At 64.4% G+C, this 15,923-nt stretch carries 9 protein-coding genes and 1 pseudogene; 6 read left to right on the top strand and 4 right to left on the bottom strand.

The annotated features are described in order from the left end of the window. The first annotated feature begins 11 nt into the window (after positions 1 to 11). Both ACSHZY_RS11105 and ACSHZY_RS11100 read left to right on the top strand, forming a co-directional pair. Positions 12 to 1,349: an LLM class flavin-dependent oxidoreductase gene (locus ACSHZY_RS11105; protein ID WP_435169084.1), complete on the top strand. Its 1,338-nt coding sequence runs from the start codon at positions 12 to 14 to the stop codon at positions 1,347 to 1,349. Next, positions 1,346 to 2,698: an FAD/NAD(P)-binding protein gene (locus ACSHZY_RS11100; RefSeq protein ID WP_435169082.1), complete on the top strand. Its 1,353-nt coding sequence runs from the start codon at positions 1,346 to 1,348 to the stop codon at positions 2,696 to 2,698. The genes ACSHZY_RS11105 and ACSHZY_RS11100 overlap by 4 nt, the downstream gene beginning before the upstream one ends. A gap of 91 nt (positions 2,699 to 2,789) precedes the next feature. Here the strand turns inward: ACSHZY_RS11100 and ACSHZY_RS11095 are convergent, their stop codons facing one another. Both ACSHZY_RS11095 and ACSHZY_RS11090 read right to left on the bottom strand, forming a co-directional pair. After that, positions 2,790 to 3,698 (bottom strand): formylglycine-generating enzyme family protein, encoded by a 909-nt coding sequence (locus tag ACSHZY_RS11095; RefSeq protein WP_435169080.1) that lies wholly within the window; start codon positions 3,696 to 3,698, stop codon positions 2,790 to 2,792. Then, positions 3,695 to 5,326: an arylsulfatase gene (locus ACSHZY_RS11090; protein ID WP_435169078.1), complete on the bottom strand. Its 1,632-nt coding sequence runs from the start codon at positions 5,324 to 5,326 to the stop codon at positions 3,695 to 3,697. Before ACSHZY_RS11090 ends, ACSHZY_RS11095 begins: the two co-directional genes overlap by 4 nt. A gap of 735 nt (positions 5,327 to 6,061) precedes the next feature. Between ACSHZY_RS11090 and ACSHZY_RS11085 the strand changes: the two genes are divergently transcribed. Then, positions 6,062 to 6,883: a YsnF/AvaK domain-containing protein gene (locus ACSHZY_RS11085; RefSeq protein ID WP_435169076.1), complete on the top strand. Its 822-nt coding sequence runs from the start codon at positions 6,062 to 6,064 to the stop codon at positions 6,881 to 6,883. A gap of 81 nt (positions 6,884 to 6,964) precedes the next feature. Further along, positions 6,965 to 7,480: a CYTH domain-containing protein gene (locus tag ACSHZY_RS11080; RefSeq protein WP_435169074.1), complete on the top strand. Its 516-nt coding sequence runs from the start codon at positions 6,965 to 6,967 to the stop codon at positions 7,478 to 7,480. A 90-nt stretch (positions 7,481 to 7,570) separates the two neighbouring features. On the opposite strand, the gene ACSHZY_RS11075 is transcribed toward ACSHZY_RS11080, so the two are convergent. After that, positions 7,571 to 8,050, bottom strand: coding sequence for a YidB family protein (locus ACSHZY_RS11075; RefSeq protein ID WP_435169072.1), 480 nt, complete (start codon positions 8,048 to 8,050; stop codon positions 7,571 to 7,573). A gap of 472 nt (positions 8,051 to 8,522) precedes the next feature. Between ACSHZY_RS11075 and ACSHZY_RS11070 the strand changes: the two genes are divergently transcribed. Next, the gene (locus ACSHZY_RS11070; RefSeq protein WP_435169070.1) at positions 8,523 to 11,387 is read left to right on the top strand and encodes a PAS domain S-box protein; all 2,865 of its coding nucleotides are present in this window, start codon (positions 8,523 to 8,525) and stop codon (positions 11,385 to 11,387) included. Between the two features lie 510 nt (positions 11,388 to 11,897). Further along, positions 11,898 to 15,590, top strand: a complete 3,693-nt coding sequence (locus tag ACSHZY_RS11065) for a nucleoside hydrolase-like domain-containing protein (protein ID WP_435169068.1) — start codon at positions 11,898 to 11,900, stop codon at positions 15,588 to 15,590. Between the two features lie 157 nt (positions 15,591 to 15,747). Here ACSHZY_RS11065 and ACSHZY_RS11060 read toward each other — a convergent pair. Next, positions 15,748 to 15,900 (bottom strand): annotated as a pseudogene (locus tag ACSHZY_RS11060) (transposase); the annotation flags it as partial. Positions 15,901 to 15,923: the final 23 nt, after the last annotated feature.

Genomic DNA, 15,923 nt, shown 5'->3' with positions numbered 1-15,923 from the left:
CTGGACATCCCATGACACGCAAGCTTCACCTGAACCTGTTCCTGATGCCCCGCGGTCACCATGAAAGCGCGTGGCTCCACCCCCGCTCCGCCCCCGAGGCGCTGACGGACCTTGCCCTTTACACCAGGGCCGCCCGCATCGCCGAGGAGGCGCGTTTCGACGCCATCTTCCTGGCGGACGCGCTGGTCGCACCGGCCAGCGGCGGCCTCGTCGCCTCGGGCGTGCTGGAGCCCATCACGCTGCTGTCGGCGCTGGCGGCCGTGACGGACCGCATCGGGCTGATCGGCACCGCGTCCACCACCTACAGCCTGCCCTACACGCTGGCGCGTCAGTTCGCCACGCTGGACCATCTTTCGAACGGGCGGGCGGGCTGGAACATCGTCACCTCCTGGGCGCCGCTGGCGGGACAGAACTACGGGTATGACGCGGAACCGGGGCATGGCGAACGCTACGCCATGGCCGCGGACTTCATGCAGGCGGTGGACGCCCTTTGGCGCAGTTGGCCAGCCGAGGCGCTGCTGGACGACCGCGCCAGTGGCCGTTATTCCGACGAGGCGCTGATCCATCCCGTTCACCACCGCGGCCCCTTCCACCGCACGCGCGGCCCCCTGAACGTGCCGGCGGGGCCGCAGGGGCGACCCGTCTACATCCAGGCCGGGCAGTCCGAGGATGGCCGCGCCTTCGCCGCCGAGTGGGCGGAGGCGATCTTCACCGCGCATCTGTCAAAGGAACCCGCGCAAGTTTTCTATGCCGACCTGAAGGCACGCGTCACGGCGCAGGGCCGCCGCGCGCAGGACGTGGTGATCCTGCCCGGCATCAGCCCGGCCATCGGATCGACCCAGGCCGAAGCCGACCGCGTGTTCGAGGAACTGGACGACCTGACGAGCCCGCAGCTGGGCCTGACGCGACTGACCGCGCGCTTCGGCGGACACGACTTCACAAGCGTTCCGCTGGATCGCCCGCTGACCGCCGGCGACTTCCCCGATCCCGCCACGGTGGAGGCCTCCAAGAGCCGCGCCATGGGCATCGCGACCCTCGCGCTCAACGACGGGCTGACGATGCGGGAACTGCTGCGCAAGCTGGCCGGCGCACGCGGCCACTTCACGTTCGCCGGCACGCCCGAACGCGTGGCCGACGTGATCGAGGACTGGTTCACCTCCGGCGCGGCCGACGGGTTCAACGTGATGCCGCCCGTCATCTACGAGCAGTTGGAGCTGTTCACCGCCGAAGTGGTCCCGATCCTGCGCAAGCGCGGGATCTTCCGCGAAGACTACGAAGGCCGCACCCTGCGCGAACATTACGGGCTGGCACCGGTGCGCGCGCCCGAACCTTTGGCGGAAAGCGCATGAAGGACCTGTCCCCCCACCAGGTTCTGGTCATCGGCGGCGGCGCCAGTGGCGTCCTCATGGCGGCCCACCTGCTGAGGCGAACGGACACCGCCGTCACTCTGGTCGAAAAGGGCGATCTGCTGGGATGCGGCATCGCCTATTCGACCACCGACCCCGATCACCTGCTGAACACCCGCGTCCACAACATGAGCGCGTTCCCCGACCAGCCCCATCACTTCCAGGATTGGCTGGCGGCCCGCGGGCGCGGTCCGGGCCCGAACGGTTTCGTCAGCCGCACGACCTACGGCCATTACATGGGCGATCTCCTTAAGCCCTGGAAGGAAAGCGATCGTCTGACGATCCTGCGGGGCGAGGTGGTGGCGCTGGATCACAGTGAAAGGGGCGTGACCGCGCAGCTTTCGGACGGCCGGACCATCAACGCCGACCGGGCGATCCTCGCGACCGGCCACGCCGTCCCCGAGCCGGAGCCCGATCTGGACAGCGCCTGGAGCTTTCAGGGCGCGGTGGACCCGGACGGGCGCGTGGTCATCATCGGCTCCGGTCTCAGCATGGTGGATCAGACGTTGTCGCTCCTCAATGCCGGGCACCGGGGGGAGATCGTCTCCATCTCGCGCCACGGGCTGCTGCCCCTGGCGCATGGGGAGGTCCTTCCCCATCCCGTTCCGGTGGAACCCCCATTGGGCGCCGAGATCAGCGCCTTGCTGCATTGGGGTCGGGCGCTGGCGACAGAGGCGGAGGCCCGCGGCGGAAGCTGGCGCGACGCGGTGGACAGCATCCGCCCCCATGTTCACCGCATTTGGCGGGACATGTCCCTGACTCAACGCCGGCGGTTCCTGCGCCATGCGGCCCCTTGGTGGGGGGTCCACCGCCACCGCATTCCCCCCGCCTCGTGGGACACGCTGCGCGATGCACTGATCCGGGAGCAGCTGGTGATCCGGCGTGGCACCTTCGAGAGGGCGGAAAGGTCGACCGGCCAGCGACTTGCGCATGTGCACCACCGGGACGGCACCACGGCCAGGATCCCGGCCGCCCGGATCATCGACTGTCGCGGCATCCTTCGGGATCTGGAGGCGCATGGCAGCCCGTTGATCCGCGACCTGCTGGCGCGCGGCACGGCACGGATCGACCCGTTGCGCATCGGGCTGGACGTGGCGCTGGACGCAAGGCTGATCGACCGGGATGGAAGGCCCGTGGACCGGATCCTGGCCCTTGGGCCGGTTTCCCGCGCCGCGTTCTGGGAAATAACGGCCATTCCCGACATCCGCGAGCAGGCAGCACGTCTGGCGATGTTGCCGTGCCGCCAGCGGGTGGACCCGGCCGCGTCGGAGGATGTCATCCCTCTGGCCTGACACCTGCCAGCGCAGGCTTTTCGGGGTGAGGGGCGATCCTTACCATCGGCGTCGGGCGGGCGCTACGTCAACCCGCCAAATGCGCAGCCCATCAAGCGCGGATCACGCAGCGGAACCCGATATGCGACGTGGGGGCCGTGACGTCATGGAACATGCGGGCCGCCGGTCGGTACCGGAAGCAATAGTTCGGGGCGCAAAGGTGGGATCCGCCCTTCAGGACGTGGCGCGGGGCCGTTCCCCCGGTGGGGGCGCTGCAACAGGATCCGGGCTCTTTCGCGGGGGATGCCGTCCATTCCCAGACGTTGCCGATCATGTCGCGCAGGCCATAGCGGTTCGGTGGATGCTGATCGACCGGAGAGGTGTAGCGCCCGCCCCGCTTCTCCGACTGGCGGGGGAAGGTGCCCCGCCAACGGTTCGCGGCCGCGGGATCGTCCACGTCGCCCCAAGCGAAGACGGCCCCGTCCAAACCCGCCCGCGCGGCGAACTCCCATTCCGCCTCTGACGGAAGATCGGCGCCGGCCCAGCGGGCATAGGCCTGCGCATCGGCCAGCGACACCTGAACCACCGGATGAAAAAGCCAGCGGTCGGGGCGCGAGGACGCGGGACCGCGCGGCGCCTGCCAGGTCGCCCCGTCGACAATGCGCCACCACCGCGTCGGATCCTCCAGCGGCACGGGCTCCTTCGGCGAAACGAAGACCATGCCGTGCGGCGGCAAGGCGCGGCCGCCTTCAAATATGGGCTGTTCGGCCGTGGTGACGTGCCCCGTAGCCTTCACGAAGGCCCGGAAACCGGCGTTCGTGACCGGGGTTGTGTCCATCCAGAACCCCGCGACATCGCAGGATGCCTGGGGGCGCTCCTCGGGGTAGAAGTGATCGCACCCTTTCAGGAACGTCCCGCCCGGCACCCACACCATGCCGGGGCGCGGTGGGGCGCCCGGAGCGGGCCGGGCGGCATGATAGTCGTCCAGGCGGTCCCGGCTGCCCGCGCCGGTCACAATCATTGCAGACCGCGCGGCAGGCCGCGTTCCGTCACCGGCACGTTGTGCGCGCCCGCCCACAGCACGAAGGCACGGCGCATATCCTCCGTCACCTCGGGATGGGCGGCCGCCACGTCGGTCTTTTCGGGTGTCATCGCGGTCATGTCGTAAAGCTGCCAGTCCTGATGCTCCTTCGGTTCGAAGACGATCTTCCAATCGCCGCGACGGAGCGACGCGAAGCCCGCGGATTCGAACGCCACCACATGCCCTTCGGGGTTCAGAACCCGCGTGTCGCCCCGCAGGAATCCCGCCATGCTTGCCCCTTCCATCGGCAGGATGTCCCGCCGGTCAAAGCGGATACCGGGATGTTCCACCCCCGCCAGATCCAGCAGCGTCGGCGTCACGTCGATGACCGAGGCGAGCGCGTCGGTGTGACGGGCCGGAAAGGCCGCGGGATAGTGGATGATGGCGGGCACATGGTTTCCCCCTTCATAAGGAAGATACTTGTAAAGGCGGTTCGGGACAGTGCCCGCCTGCGCCCAGCCGGGCCCGTATTCCACGAAGGAATTTGCCTGACCGATATTGTCATAGCTTTGGTTGAAATTGGCCGCGACCCAGTCGGGTTCGCCCCGCACGCCCCCTTCGGCCCCGTTGTCCGACATGAACACGATGGCCGTGGTGTCATATTCACCGATCGCTTTCAGATGGTCGACCAGACGGCCGATCTCTCTGTCGAAGGCGGTGACCATCCCGGCATAAGCCTCCATGTGGCGGGATGCGGTGCGTTTTTCCTCCGCGCTCAGGCTGTCCCACGCGCGGGCGCGTTCGAATTCCGGCTGTTCGGGGAAGTCCGCGCGCAGCAGGCCCAACTCCTTTTGCCGCCGGATACGCTCGGTCGCCAGAACCTCCCACCCCGCGTCATAGCGTCCGGCATAGGCGTCGATGTCGACTTTGGGCGCCTGAATGGGCCAGTGCGGGGCCGTGAAGGCGCCAAAGGCAAAGAAAGGGGCTTCCTCTTGTCCGTCGCCGATGGCCTCGATCAGTTGGTCGGTGAAGTAGGTGGAGGAATAATAGTCGTCCGGCACCTCCACGATCCTCCCGTCATGCATGAAGGTGAAGGGGCTGTTCTTCAGGATTCCCATCTCGTCCTGCTTGAAATGCGCTCCTCCGCCTTCCAGCAGCACGGCCGCCTTGTCGAAGCCACGGTTCTGCGGCTGGCTGTCCCAGTCGCTGCCCTGATGCCACTTGCCGGCGATGGACGTGCGGTACCCCGCATCCGACAGAAGTTCCGCGACGGTGGCTACCCGGTCCGACAGCACCGCCTCGTATCCCGCGCGGATCGGCTGGTTCGCGGGCAGGTTGCCCTGCTGGCCCACACCCGCGAGGTGGTTGTCGATGCCGGTCAGAAGCATCGCCCGCGTCACGGCGCAGGAAGCGTTGGCATGGAAGTTGGTGAAAAGCACTCCTTCCCCCGCCAGCGCGTCGAGGTTGGGCGTCGCGATCTCCCCTCCGAACGGGCCGGTGTCGGCATAGCCGAGGTCGTCGGCGACGATCAGCAGAAGGTTCGGACGCTCCGTCGTGCCATGCGCCAACGCGCCATGCGGAAGCGCCAGCGCCACCGCGGTCCCCAGAAGTGTGGCCAGTCGTGTCATGTCGTGCTCCTCATTTCCCTGTGAAGCTACGAGGGGCTTTCGAACGGGGCAACGCAGACGCGGTAGAAGAAATCCTGCGAAATCTGAGCGGACCGGAGAACGATCCTGCAGCGGCCCTGTCGGCGCCACGGCCATGAGGAGCCTTCGGCCGATGATGCTCCTTACGGGCATCGAGCCATGGCAATGGATCTTGCCCGAAGGATTCGGCCTTTGGACCGGGACTGTCATCAGCGTGCGGTCCGCCGTCCTTCGTGGAAGAGAGGTGACAAAGGGGCGATCTGCGGAGTCTTCAGCCGGCAAGAATTCTGCCAATACCCTTAGAGAAAATGGGTGGTCTGATTGGGGAAGATCAGGGTGGGGTCGCTCCCAGATAGGCGGCGCTACGATGGGCCGCTGACGGGTTCAGGAATTCCGGCCGCGTCAGCGTTTCGGTAACTTGCGCCGTCGGCGAAGAATGCTCCTCCCCCAGCATAAACGGCGGAATTCCGCTCGCGCCGCCGAAAGTCGTCCGCTTTGGGCGGCTCCTAAGGAACGTGTATGTGGATTTTCGGTTGCCCCACCTGACAGGAGGTCACGAGCATGAAACTCGGGCTGTCTGTCCTTCAGGTCAGGCAGCGATCCTCGGACCGGAAGATCACCCGCAACCGCATGAGGTAGCCGTGTCGAAAGCGCGATGAACGTTCTCCCCGCGACCCACACCTCACGTCGGAACTCTGGCATAAAGGACGGCACCTCATGACCTATAACATCGAAAGCGACACGATCGGCCATACGACGATCTCCTCCCTGTTCGACAACCGTATGGACGCGGAGCGTGCGGTCGAACGCCTGCAAGAGGTGGGGATCGCGTCCTCCCAGATCCGCGTGGAAGGCGGCTCCGAGACGACGGGCGTGGCCGGCGACGCCGACACGAACAAGGGCTTCTGGGACAAGCTGGGCGACCACGCCTTTCCCGACGAAGATCGCTACGCCTACGCCGAAGGGCTGTCCCGGGGCGGATACCTTGTCACCCTCACCGGTCTGACCTCCGGTGAATATGACGCCGCCCTGACCATCCTGGAGGACGAAGGCACGGTGAACATGGACGAGCGCGAGGAAAGCTGGCGCTCCGAAGGCTGGGGCGGGTATGCCTCCAGCTCTTACGCCACGCTCGTCGCCGCTGCGTCTGCGGACGACCTTTCCGACGACGCCACGATCCCGGTGGTGGAAGAGCGTCTGCGCGTCGGCAAGCGCGACACCAGCCGCGGTCACATGCGCGTCCGCGCCTACACGGTCGACGTGCCGGTCACCGAAAGCGTCGAACTGCGCGAGGAGCGTGTGGAACTGGAGCGCCGCCCGGTCGATCGGGCCGCCATCGTCGACGAGGATTACCGGGAACGGATCCTCGAGGCGGAGGAGTATCGCGAGGAAGCCGTCGTGTCGAAAGACGCCCGTGTCGTGGAGGAGGTCGGCCTGCGCAAGACGAGCGACACCCACCGCGAGACGATCTCCGACACCGTGCGGCATACGGAGGTCGAGATCGAGGACGAGCGCGGCCTTCCGAAGAAGGACCTCTGAACAATCCGCAACATCTGCCGAGGGCCGGTTCATCCGGCCCTTTTCCTTGCTCACGTCGAGTGCACAGCTTCAGGAACCATCATGCTTGTGGAAATCGAAAGGAAGTTTCTGATCACATCCGGAACGTGGCGTGCGGGTGTTCGCAAGACATGGCACATCACGGACCATCTGATCGCGAAGTTCGAACTGGGCAAGGCCCGGATCCGCATCTGCGAGGGCGAGGCCATGCTCACCTTCAAGGGGCAGCGCAGCGGGTGCAAGCGGAGCGAATACCATATTCCGCTGGACGACCAGCATGCCCGCGCGATGATCGCGGACTTTTCGACAGCACCGGCGATCGAAAAGAACCGCCATGACGTCGAGGTGGCCGGCCTCGTCTGGCAGGTCGACGAATATCTCGGGCCCCTCGCCGGTTTCGTCACCGCAGATGTGGAGCTTCTGAGGGAAGACCATCCGCTGGTGCTGCCCACCTGGGCCGGGCGGGAGATCACGTCGGATGCCCGTTTCGGATCCGCAGCCTTGGTGACCGCCGCCCATCAGGGCGGAGGCACCGTCGCGAGGCTGCTCAAGGCCGCAGCATCCTCATCTTCCGTGTGAAGAAGCGTTCTTGAAAAGGCCCTTACCGATAACCTGAACTGGCGGGACGCTGGCAATTGCCTTTGTGTCCCCGCCAATTCGGACTTCGCCTTACCAGTGGCGCGTTTCGTGCTCGTCCGGCAGACGGCCGTTCGGTGTAAGCTTGTCGACCGCTTCGGGCAGGATGGCGGACAGCTGGGACAGCAAGTCCCCGCGTTGAAGGCCGGTCTGCTGGGAAAGACGGTCGATGGTCTGCCCGCCGAAAGCCGTCTCGACCTCATGTGGCCCGATGGGCTGGTTCTGCCCGGACGAAACCCAGGAGCGGGCCGCGTCCCCGTGTCCCGCTTGCGTGAACATGTCAATTAGGCCGCCGAGGCCGCCATTCAGGCCGGCGCCTTGCGCTCCTCCGCCAAACTGTCCGCCACCACCGGCCATGCCGCCCAGCAACCCGCCCAGCCCGCCACCTTGCCCGCCCCGGTTGGACAGCAGCGCCATGAGGATCGGCAGCAGCGGGGAGGAGCTGGAGCCGGTCTGCCCCCCCATTCCGCGGGAATTCATCACCCCGCCCAGCACTTGATCAAGCAAACCCATGATGTCACCCTTCATGTGTGTGATACAAGGCCCCGCCAAATCGTGGGGCATCGCCATTCATTGCATTGTGCGGGTCAACCCCGGCCCGACCCCCATGTTCCACCAAGACGGGCGTTTGCGCAGCCCGCAGCATCAAGCTGCGTCCTCTGGTCTTCCACGAACCTCGCTGGCCCGCATGATTCCATGTGGCATCTTGCCTTCGCGACGATCGCCCAGGTTGGTGCTGGCTGTCATCGTGGTGGCGCGTGTGCCCATGTGGCTTGTCGTGTCCCATGATCTGCGGCAGGTGCCACGCTGGATGTCTTCGTGCCGGAACTGCCAAAAGGGCGTGCCGTCTGCGCCAGCCTTCGGCCCCTTATTCGCCGCTGCGTCATGATTTCAAGGAAGATCGAATACGCTTCCTGATTGCACGATTGATCTGTAACTTGGCTTCAGGATGAAACGTCCACCGATCAGCACGGGATCGCACGAGATGGCACCCAACGGCTCAGGCTCGCATGACAAGACCGTTTCCATTCCCGAAGCATCGCCACCATCCCTTTCGATGGAGGTGCTGGAACGTCTGCTGAATGACGTGTCGCAGCCTTTGGCGGCCAAGGATCGCGCGCACCGGTTTCTGCTGGTGAACAGCGCGATGTGTGCCCTTCTGAAACATAGCCGCGACGAGCTGCTGGGCCGCTCCATCGCCGATTTCGAACCCGAGGATCAGGCGCTCATGTCAGCGGCCGATGATGAGCATGTGTTTGCCACGGGGCGCGAACGCGTGGTCGATGAGGTCGTGACGGTGGACGGCAGCGCCCGTCTCATGCGGATCCACAAGCGTCTCCTCACCCGCCAAGGGCCTGAGGGGGATGAGCCTCTTCTGGTTGTGTCGGCCCTTGACGTCACGGAAAGCCGGCAAACGGAAAGAGCCCTTCGGGAAAGCGAAGAGCATTATCGGAATTCGATGGAACTGAACCCCCAGATCCCGTGGGTTGCGGATGCCCAGGGGAACATCATCGAATTCTCGGAACGCTGGTGCGAGATAACGGGCATGTCACGCGAGGAGGCCCGTGGTGAGGGATGGGCCAAGGCCTTGCATCCGGAGGATGTGGGGACGACGTCGAAGGTCTGGAGCCATTGCGTGGCGACCGGGGCGCCCTTCGACCACGAGTATCGCGTTCGTATCCGCGACGGGAGCTATCGCTGGTTCAGGGCACGGGGCCAGGCTCAACGAGACAGCTTGGGTCGAATTTCCCGTTGGTACGGCACGTCCGAGGACATCCACAGTCACAAGCAGGATACCCTCGCCCTGCTGGAGCGTGAACGGCAACTCCAGACCGTGTTCAACCAGACCTCCATCGGCCTCCTGCATCAGGATCGGCACAATCGGGTGGTGATGGTCAACCAGAGATATCTGGATATCCTGGGCCGAACCCAGGACGAACTTGAAGGGATATTGCCCATCCGGTTTGTTCATCCCCGGGACATCGAACGGCAAACGGCGCAGCTGCAGGAACACGAACAGACGGGCGAGCCGCTCCAGCTGGAAACGCGATATGTCCGGACGGACGGCTCGATCATCTGGTGCAATATCAACATGTCCTACGTCCGGAACGAGGCGGGAGACATCACCGGGACCGTCACGGTCGCGGAGGATATCACCCGTCACACGCTGGCCGAAGAGCGCGCCCGTAAAGCCAACGATCTTTTGCAGGACGTCATCGACAGCGCCGACGACCTGATCTTCGTCAAGGACGTCAACGGGCGCTACCGGGCGGCCAACAAGAAGTTCGGCGGCGCGGCAGTTCTGGGCAAGACGGATTATGATCTGTCATCGGCCCACATTGCCGACAAATACGTGCGGGATGACCAGGAGGTGCTGGCAACGGGCCAGACATTGAGCATCGAGGAGTATGTCACCGAAAAAGGTACCCGCCGCTACTATCACACCGTCAAGGTGCCTTGGCGCCAGGACGAAGCCATCATAGGTGTCATCGGCATCGCCCGGGACATCACCCATCGGAAGGATGTGGAAGAACGCTTGCTGTGGGCAGCTTACCACGATGAGCTGACCGGCCTCGCCAACCGCAGGCTGTTTCAGGAGCAGATCGGGAAGGCTTTGGAGGAATGTGCCGCGGCGGGGTGTCTGGTCGGGCTGCTGGCCATGGATGTCGATCACTTCAAGCAGATCAACGACAGGTTCGGCCATGACGTGGGCGACGTTTGCCTGAAGGGCTTCGCCGAACGTTTGCGTCAGGTCGTGGGGGATCGCGGGCAGATCGCCCGACTGGGCGGGGACGAATTCGCGGTGGTCCTGCCCGACGTCAGGAGCGAACGCGACATCTCCGCCTTGGCCAAGGCCATCGTCGACCGGATGTACGAGCCGCTTTTTCTTCATGACGATGTTCTCGACTGCCACACCAGCATCGGCGGAGCGATCACGAAGCCCGGGTTGGCCGTGACACCGGAGGAGCTGCGAAAACAGGCCGATCTCGCGCTTTATGCCAGCAAAGCGGCCGGGCGGGGTGTCTTCACGATGTTCCGGCCCTCGATGCAAAAGGATCTGCAGAAGCTTGCATCAGCGCTTGAGGCGGCGGAACAAGCCATCGCCTTTGACTGGATCGTTCCTCATTACCAGCCCAAGGTCGATTTGCGCTCGGGGAAGTTGATCGGCTTCGAGGCCCTGCTGCGCTGGAACGACCCCCGCAAGGGCCTCCAGTCGCCGGAAACGATCGCTCCGGCCTTCGACAACACCGACTTGGGGATCGCCATCGGCGAACGCATCCAATCCTGCGTGTTCCGGCACCTCCGCGGCTGGTTGGACAGCGGCACGGAGGTCGGGCGGATCGCCGTCAACGCCTCCTCGAGCGAGTTCCGGCGCGACGATTATGCCGAGCGGGTGCTTGCAAAGCTGAGGGTGGCAGGCATTCCGACGCATTGTCTCGAGATCGAGGTCACGGAAGGCGTGTTTCTCGGCGACGGGTCCGAGTTCGTGAAGCGGGCCCTCTTCACGCTCAGCGCGGCCGGGGTAACCGTGGCGCTCGATGACTTCGGCACCGGCTATGCGTCCCTGTCGCACCTCAAGCAGTTCCCGGTGAACGTCCTCAAGATCGACCGGTCCTTCATAGGCGGCCTGGAAAGGGACGCCAGCGACGCCGCCGTCGTCAAGGTCCTGCTGGGTCTTGGTCAGAACCTTGGAATCCTTGTGGTTGCCGAAGGCGTGGAAACCGCAGGACAAGCCGCGCTCCTGCGCCAGCAGGGCTGCACCGCCGCGCAGGGGTTCTACTTTGGCCATCCCATGGCCGCGAGCGATGTGTGCGACTTCGTTTCCTCGTGGGACGGCGCGAAGCGGTAAAGCCGTCGAGCAGCCGGTGACGGATCCTGATCGCTGGCGACAGATTGATGCCCGCCCATGAAACGGTTCCCGGCATCCACGGCAAGGAAAAACGCCCAGGGCCGGAAGGCCCCCTGCGTCCGCTGAACGTGAAACACGTTCATCTCTCTGCAAATGATGTTCCAATCTTGCAACGGCATCAGAGAACACTCGTGCGCTGAACGGCCACATCGGCTTCTCACCCGAGGTTTTGCTGAAACAAGCACGTGCGCCAACACGCCGCGTGTCCATCTGACGAAGCATGAGGCAGCATGGCGGCTGGTTGGGCCGGTGCGGAAGGACGTTCCATATGGCGTCCTTACAATCTTGCAAGCTTCTGCCAATCAAACGCGAGCAACGTGTTCGCAGGTTTGTGATGCAACCTAGGGTTGTCTTTTCGATTTGTTGGATTGTATATCCGCCGCCGAAATCTGGTCGGCCTGCGCCTCGTTTGGCAGCCCTGCCAGCCAGTGAGAAATTGAGGTACGTGCCATGACGAACATCGCTCCTTCGAAAGCCTCGTCGCTTGATCTTCATCGATCCGGGCAACCGCATTCGACCGACAGCTGGCTGGTGTCGGATTGGAATGCCGGTCAGTCGACCCTCACCAAATGGTCCGCGAACAACGCCCGCATTGCGGCGGATGGACAGGTTGAACTGGTGCTTTCATCCGGCAACGGATCCGGACGCTCCGTTGCCGGAGGCGAGATTCAAAATACCAATTCGGCCACCACGGGCACCTGGGGCTGGACGGCACAGGCCCCGGACATGGTGTCGGGCGCGGTGTTCGGGATGTTCACCTATACGAAGGACTGGAAAAACCAGCCATGGGTGGAGTTCGACTTTGAGTTCGTGGGAGCGGACACGACGAAGGTCCAGCTCAACATCCACATGGAGGATGCCCAGGGAAGACATGTCGTCCTTGATGAAGCGGCACGCGGACGGGCGATCATCGACCTGGGCTTCGATGCGGCGAAGGGGCTGCACACCTACGAGGTGACCGTTACCGAGAAGGACGCGACCTTCTACATCGACGGCAAGGTCGTCGGCGTGTTCAGCGCCAAGGACATGCAGGGGGATGTGTGGCAGATCGGCCCCATGAACAGCTTCGTGGACCTCTGGGCTGTGGACAAGGGACAGGAGGCCTGGGCCGGCCAGTGGAAAGGCCTCGACGAACCCTTGGTGGCTAGGGTTTCGGACGCCGAGATCCGGCCGGGCGAATTCGACAGCAACCACGTATCGGCGGGCGATGGGGATGTCGGCCTTCCAGGCGACGACACTGACACATCGGATGATGTGGATCCGGAGGTCGCACCTGTCGCGCCCACCCCGCCGGATGTCGCACCGGATGCCGGGGAGGACGCATCTTCCCCGCCGCGCGTCTTCATTTCCACGGATCTCCGGCTGAACTCGGCCGAACTGGACGACGCCCAATCGCTGATCCACGCGTTGATGTATCAGGACAAGATGGACATCGTCGGCATCTCGGCGACGGCCTCGAAATGGGGGATCCAGGACGGCTTGGTCAAGGACGTGAAGACGATCCTCGACGTCTACGAAAAGGATCAGGCGAAGCTTCAGGCGCACAGCGACGACTTCAAGACGGCCGCGGAACTGCGGGCGGTGTCATGGCAGGGTGCCACGGAAGTCGCACCCTCGCAGGGCTTCTCACGTCCGACCGACGGCTCCCGTGCCATCGTGGAACAGGCCCGGGACGCCGCGGCGGCCGGGGAAAAGCTGAGCGTCCTCGTATGGGGTGGGGAAACGGACATCGCGCAGGCCCTGCATGATGCGCCGGACATCGCGCCCCATATCCGCCTGTTCACCATCAACACGCAGGACGACGCCGCCTACGACTACATCGCCGCGAACTTCAAGGGCAAGCTGGACATGTGGGTGGACAACCAGTCCAGCTATTTCGGCATGTGGAAAAGCGGCGAAAGCGGCGATTACATCAATGGCTGGCACCAGAAGCATGCGGACGGTCACGGGGCCCTGGGCGACATGTTCGCCGACCTGTCGGTCAGGATCCACGGCCAGGCGGGCGTGAAGATGGGCGACAGCCCGACGGTGCTGCGCTTCCTCAGCGGTGATCTGGACGACCCGACGAAAGAAAGCTGGGGCGGCGAATTCATCAAGGTGTCAAAGGGATACTACACCGACAACCCGGCCTACACGCAGTATGGAAAGGTGGGGGCCGGGTCCATTTCCGAAGACCGGAACGCCTGGATGGGGGATTTCGCCGAGCGCTTGGACTGGCTCAGGGCCGACGCTTCCGCACGGCCTCCCACCGTCGCTCCGACGCCGGCTCCCGAGGTGAATCCTACTCCCTCCGGCGCCAACCTCCTGGTGAACGGCTCGTTTGAAAGCTCCCACGTCGCGGCTGGAAAATACGCCACCTTCGGATCGGTGTCGGGATGGACGGCGCTTTCTGGCGGCGGGATCGAATTGTGGAACGGGATGAAGGGCGTGAAGGCCACGCAGGGTGACACCTATGCGGAGCTGGACTTCGTGGGCGCGCGCGACGGCTTCTACCAGGACGTCGACACGGTCGCCCGCCAGACCTACACGCTGAGCTTCGATCTGCAAGGCCGCCCGGGCGCGTCCCTGTCCACCCAGCAGGTGGAGGTCGTGTGGAACGACAAGGTCGTGGCCACCGCCACGCCGGGCGCATCCTGGGGCACCTTCCGCGTGGACGTCATCGGCACCGGCGGCGACGACCGGCTGACCATCCGCGAAGTCGGCCACCAGAGCAGCGACGGGCTGGGCGCCCTGCTGGACGACTTCTCGCTGGTGGCCAAGGGCGGCCCTTCACCCGTTTCGCCGCCCGTCGTCGAACCGCCTCCGGTTGAGGTGCCTTCGGTCGAGACACCGGCACCCGTCGGCAAGGCCGCCGACTACTCGGACTCCGCCCGGGCGGTCGTCGCCGACCTGGAGACGGATGCGGGCTACCGCGTCCTCAACATCCTGCCCTTCGGCGACTCCTTGACGGAAGGCTACGTGAACAAGGGCAATACCGAAAGCGGGGGCTATCGCACGTTCCTGTGGAACGATCTGGTCGATCAGGGCATCCAGGTGAACATGGTGGGCGGGCTCTCGGACGGACCTTCCGGCATCGACGCGGATCATCAGGGCCATCGCGGATGGACGATCAACCAGCTGAACGCCACTCATGATCAGGTTCTGAAGAACACCGATCCGGATGTCGTCATGCTCATCGCAGGCGGCAATGACAGCTTCACGGACAGCGTCAGCCAGATGCTGTCCGACCTCCAGACCCTTGTGACCAACATCAGCGCCGACAAGCCCGAGGCCACCATCCTCGTCGGATCGCTGACGCCACTTCGGGTCGGGCAGTATCCGCAGTCGATGGCCGACAAGCTGGACGCCTACAGCGAGGCCATGGGACCGATGATCGAGAACCTGGCCAAGCAGGGGCACAACGTGGCCTTCGTGGACATGTCGTCCCTCCAGGTGAGCGACATGTCCAGCCTTTCGGTCGACAACGGCATGCACCCGACCGAGGCAGGCTATGAGAAGATGGCGGATCTGTGGCTTGAAGCGTTCAGGGATCATCTGGCCCTTGACGAGACGGGGATCGGACAGGAGCGCGACATCCTGACCGGCATCAAGAGCGTCGTGGGGTCGGCCTATGGCGACACCCTGAAGGGAGATGGACAGGGCAATACCCTGTCGGGCCTTGGCGGAGACGACCTTCTGGACGGGCGCGGGGGCGATGACGTCCTGACGGGTGGTGCCGGCCGTGACACGCTGACGGGCGGCGCCGGGACGGACATCCTCTTCGGCGGGGACGAGCGGTCGAAGGACACGTTCGTCTTCAACACCGCCTCCGAAAGCCGTCCCGGTACGGCCCGTGACACCGTGCACGACTTCGTCTTCAACACCGCCTCCGAAAGCCGTCCCGGTACGGCCCGTGACACCGTGCACGACTTCGTCTCGGGGATCGACGCGTTTGACTTCCGGGCCTTCGACGCAAACGCCTCCGCCTCCGGCCATCAGGACGTCCGCTTCTCCGGCTCGACTGCGGCGGCCCATTCGGTCTGGACGGTCGGGTCGGGCAAGGATCTCCTCCTGAGGGCGGACGTGACCGGCGACAGGATCGCCGACTTCGAGGCCCTGGTGACAGACATCGGCTCGCTTGCGCGCAACGATTTCCTGTTCTGACGTAAGGTTTCCAGGCCACTCCGAACCATCAGGCATCAGAACGAAAGCCGGCCTCAGACAGAGGCCGGCCAAAAACAGTCGCGTGATTTCCGTTATATCGGAAATAAAGGAATGTATTGACCCTAGGCTCAGGACTCGTTCATCAGTCACAGCCAGAAGGGGCGTTTCGCCACCGCAAGCCGTTGCTATTGAGGAAGATTATTCCGCTCAACACACGCCGATCCTCCACACGACGGCGGCCGCGAGACTTGGGAAAGTAAGGACGCAGACGCGCCATCTGCGCATCGCTCAGCCAGAAAAGATCACTCATCAGTCGCCTCCTTTGAGGCGACT

It is taken from the genome of Falsirhodobacter sp. 1013, from assembly GCF_051195255.1.
Classification (GTDB): Bacteria; Pseudomonadota; Alphaproteobacteria; order Rhodobacterales; family Rhodobacteraceae; genus Falsirhodobacter.
This window is presented reverse-complemented; position numbering and strand designations above follow the sequence as displayed.

What these genes read in the sequence shown, in the direction of transcription:
- ACSHZY_RS11080 (WP_435169074.1), top strand. Translation starts at nt 6,965, where the DNA reads ATGCTTGTGGAAATCGAAAGGAAGTTTCTGATCACATCCGGAACGTGG.
- ACSHZY_RS11095 (WP_435169080.1), bottom strand. Translation starts at nt 3,698, where the DNA reads ATGATTGTGACCGGCGCGGGCAGCCGGGACCGCCTGGACGACTATCAT.
- ACSHZY_RS11065 (WP_435169068.1), top strand. Translation starts at nt 11,898, where the DNA reads ATGACGAACATCGCTCCTTCGAAAGCCTCGTCGCTTGATCTTCATCGA.
- ACSHZY_RS11075 (WP_435169072.1), bottom strand. Translation starts at nt 8,050, where the DNA reads ATGGGTTTGCTTGATCAAGTGCTGGGCGGGGTGATGAATTCCCGCGGA.
- ACSHZY_RS11085 (WP_435169076.1), top strand. Translation starts at nt 6,062, where the DNA reads ATGACCTATAACATCGAAAGCGACACGATCGGCCATACGACGATCTCC.
- ACSHZY_RS11070 (WP_435169070.1), top strand. Translation starts at nt 8,523, where the DNA reads ATGGCACCCAACGGCTCAGGCTCGCATGACAAGACCGTTTCCATTCCC.
- ACSHZY_RS11090 (WP_435169078.1), bottom strand. Translation starts at nt 5,326, where the DNA reads ATGACACGACTGGCCACACTTCTGGGGACCGCGGTGGCGCTGGCGCTT.
- ACSHZY_RS11105 (WP_435169084.1), top strand. Translation starts at nt 12, where the DNA reads ATGACACGCAAGCTTCACCTGAACCTGTTCCTGATGCCCCGCGGTCAC.
- ACSHZY_RS11100 (WP_435169082.1), top strand. Translation starts at nt 1,346, where the DNA reads ATGAAGGACCTGTCCCCCCACCAGGTTCTGGTCATCGGCGGCGGCGCC.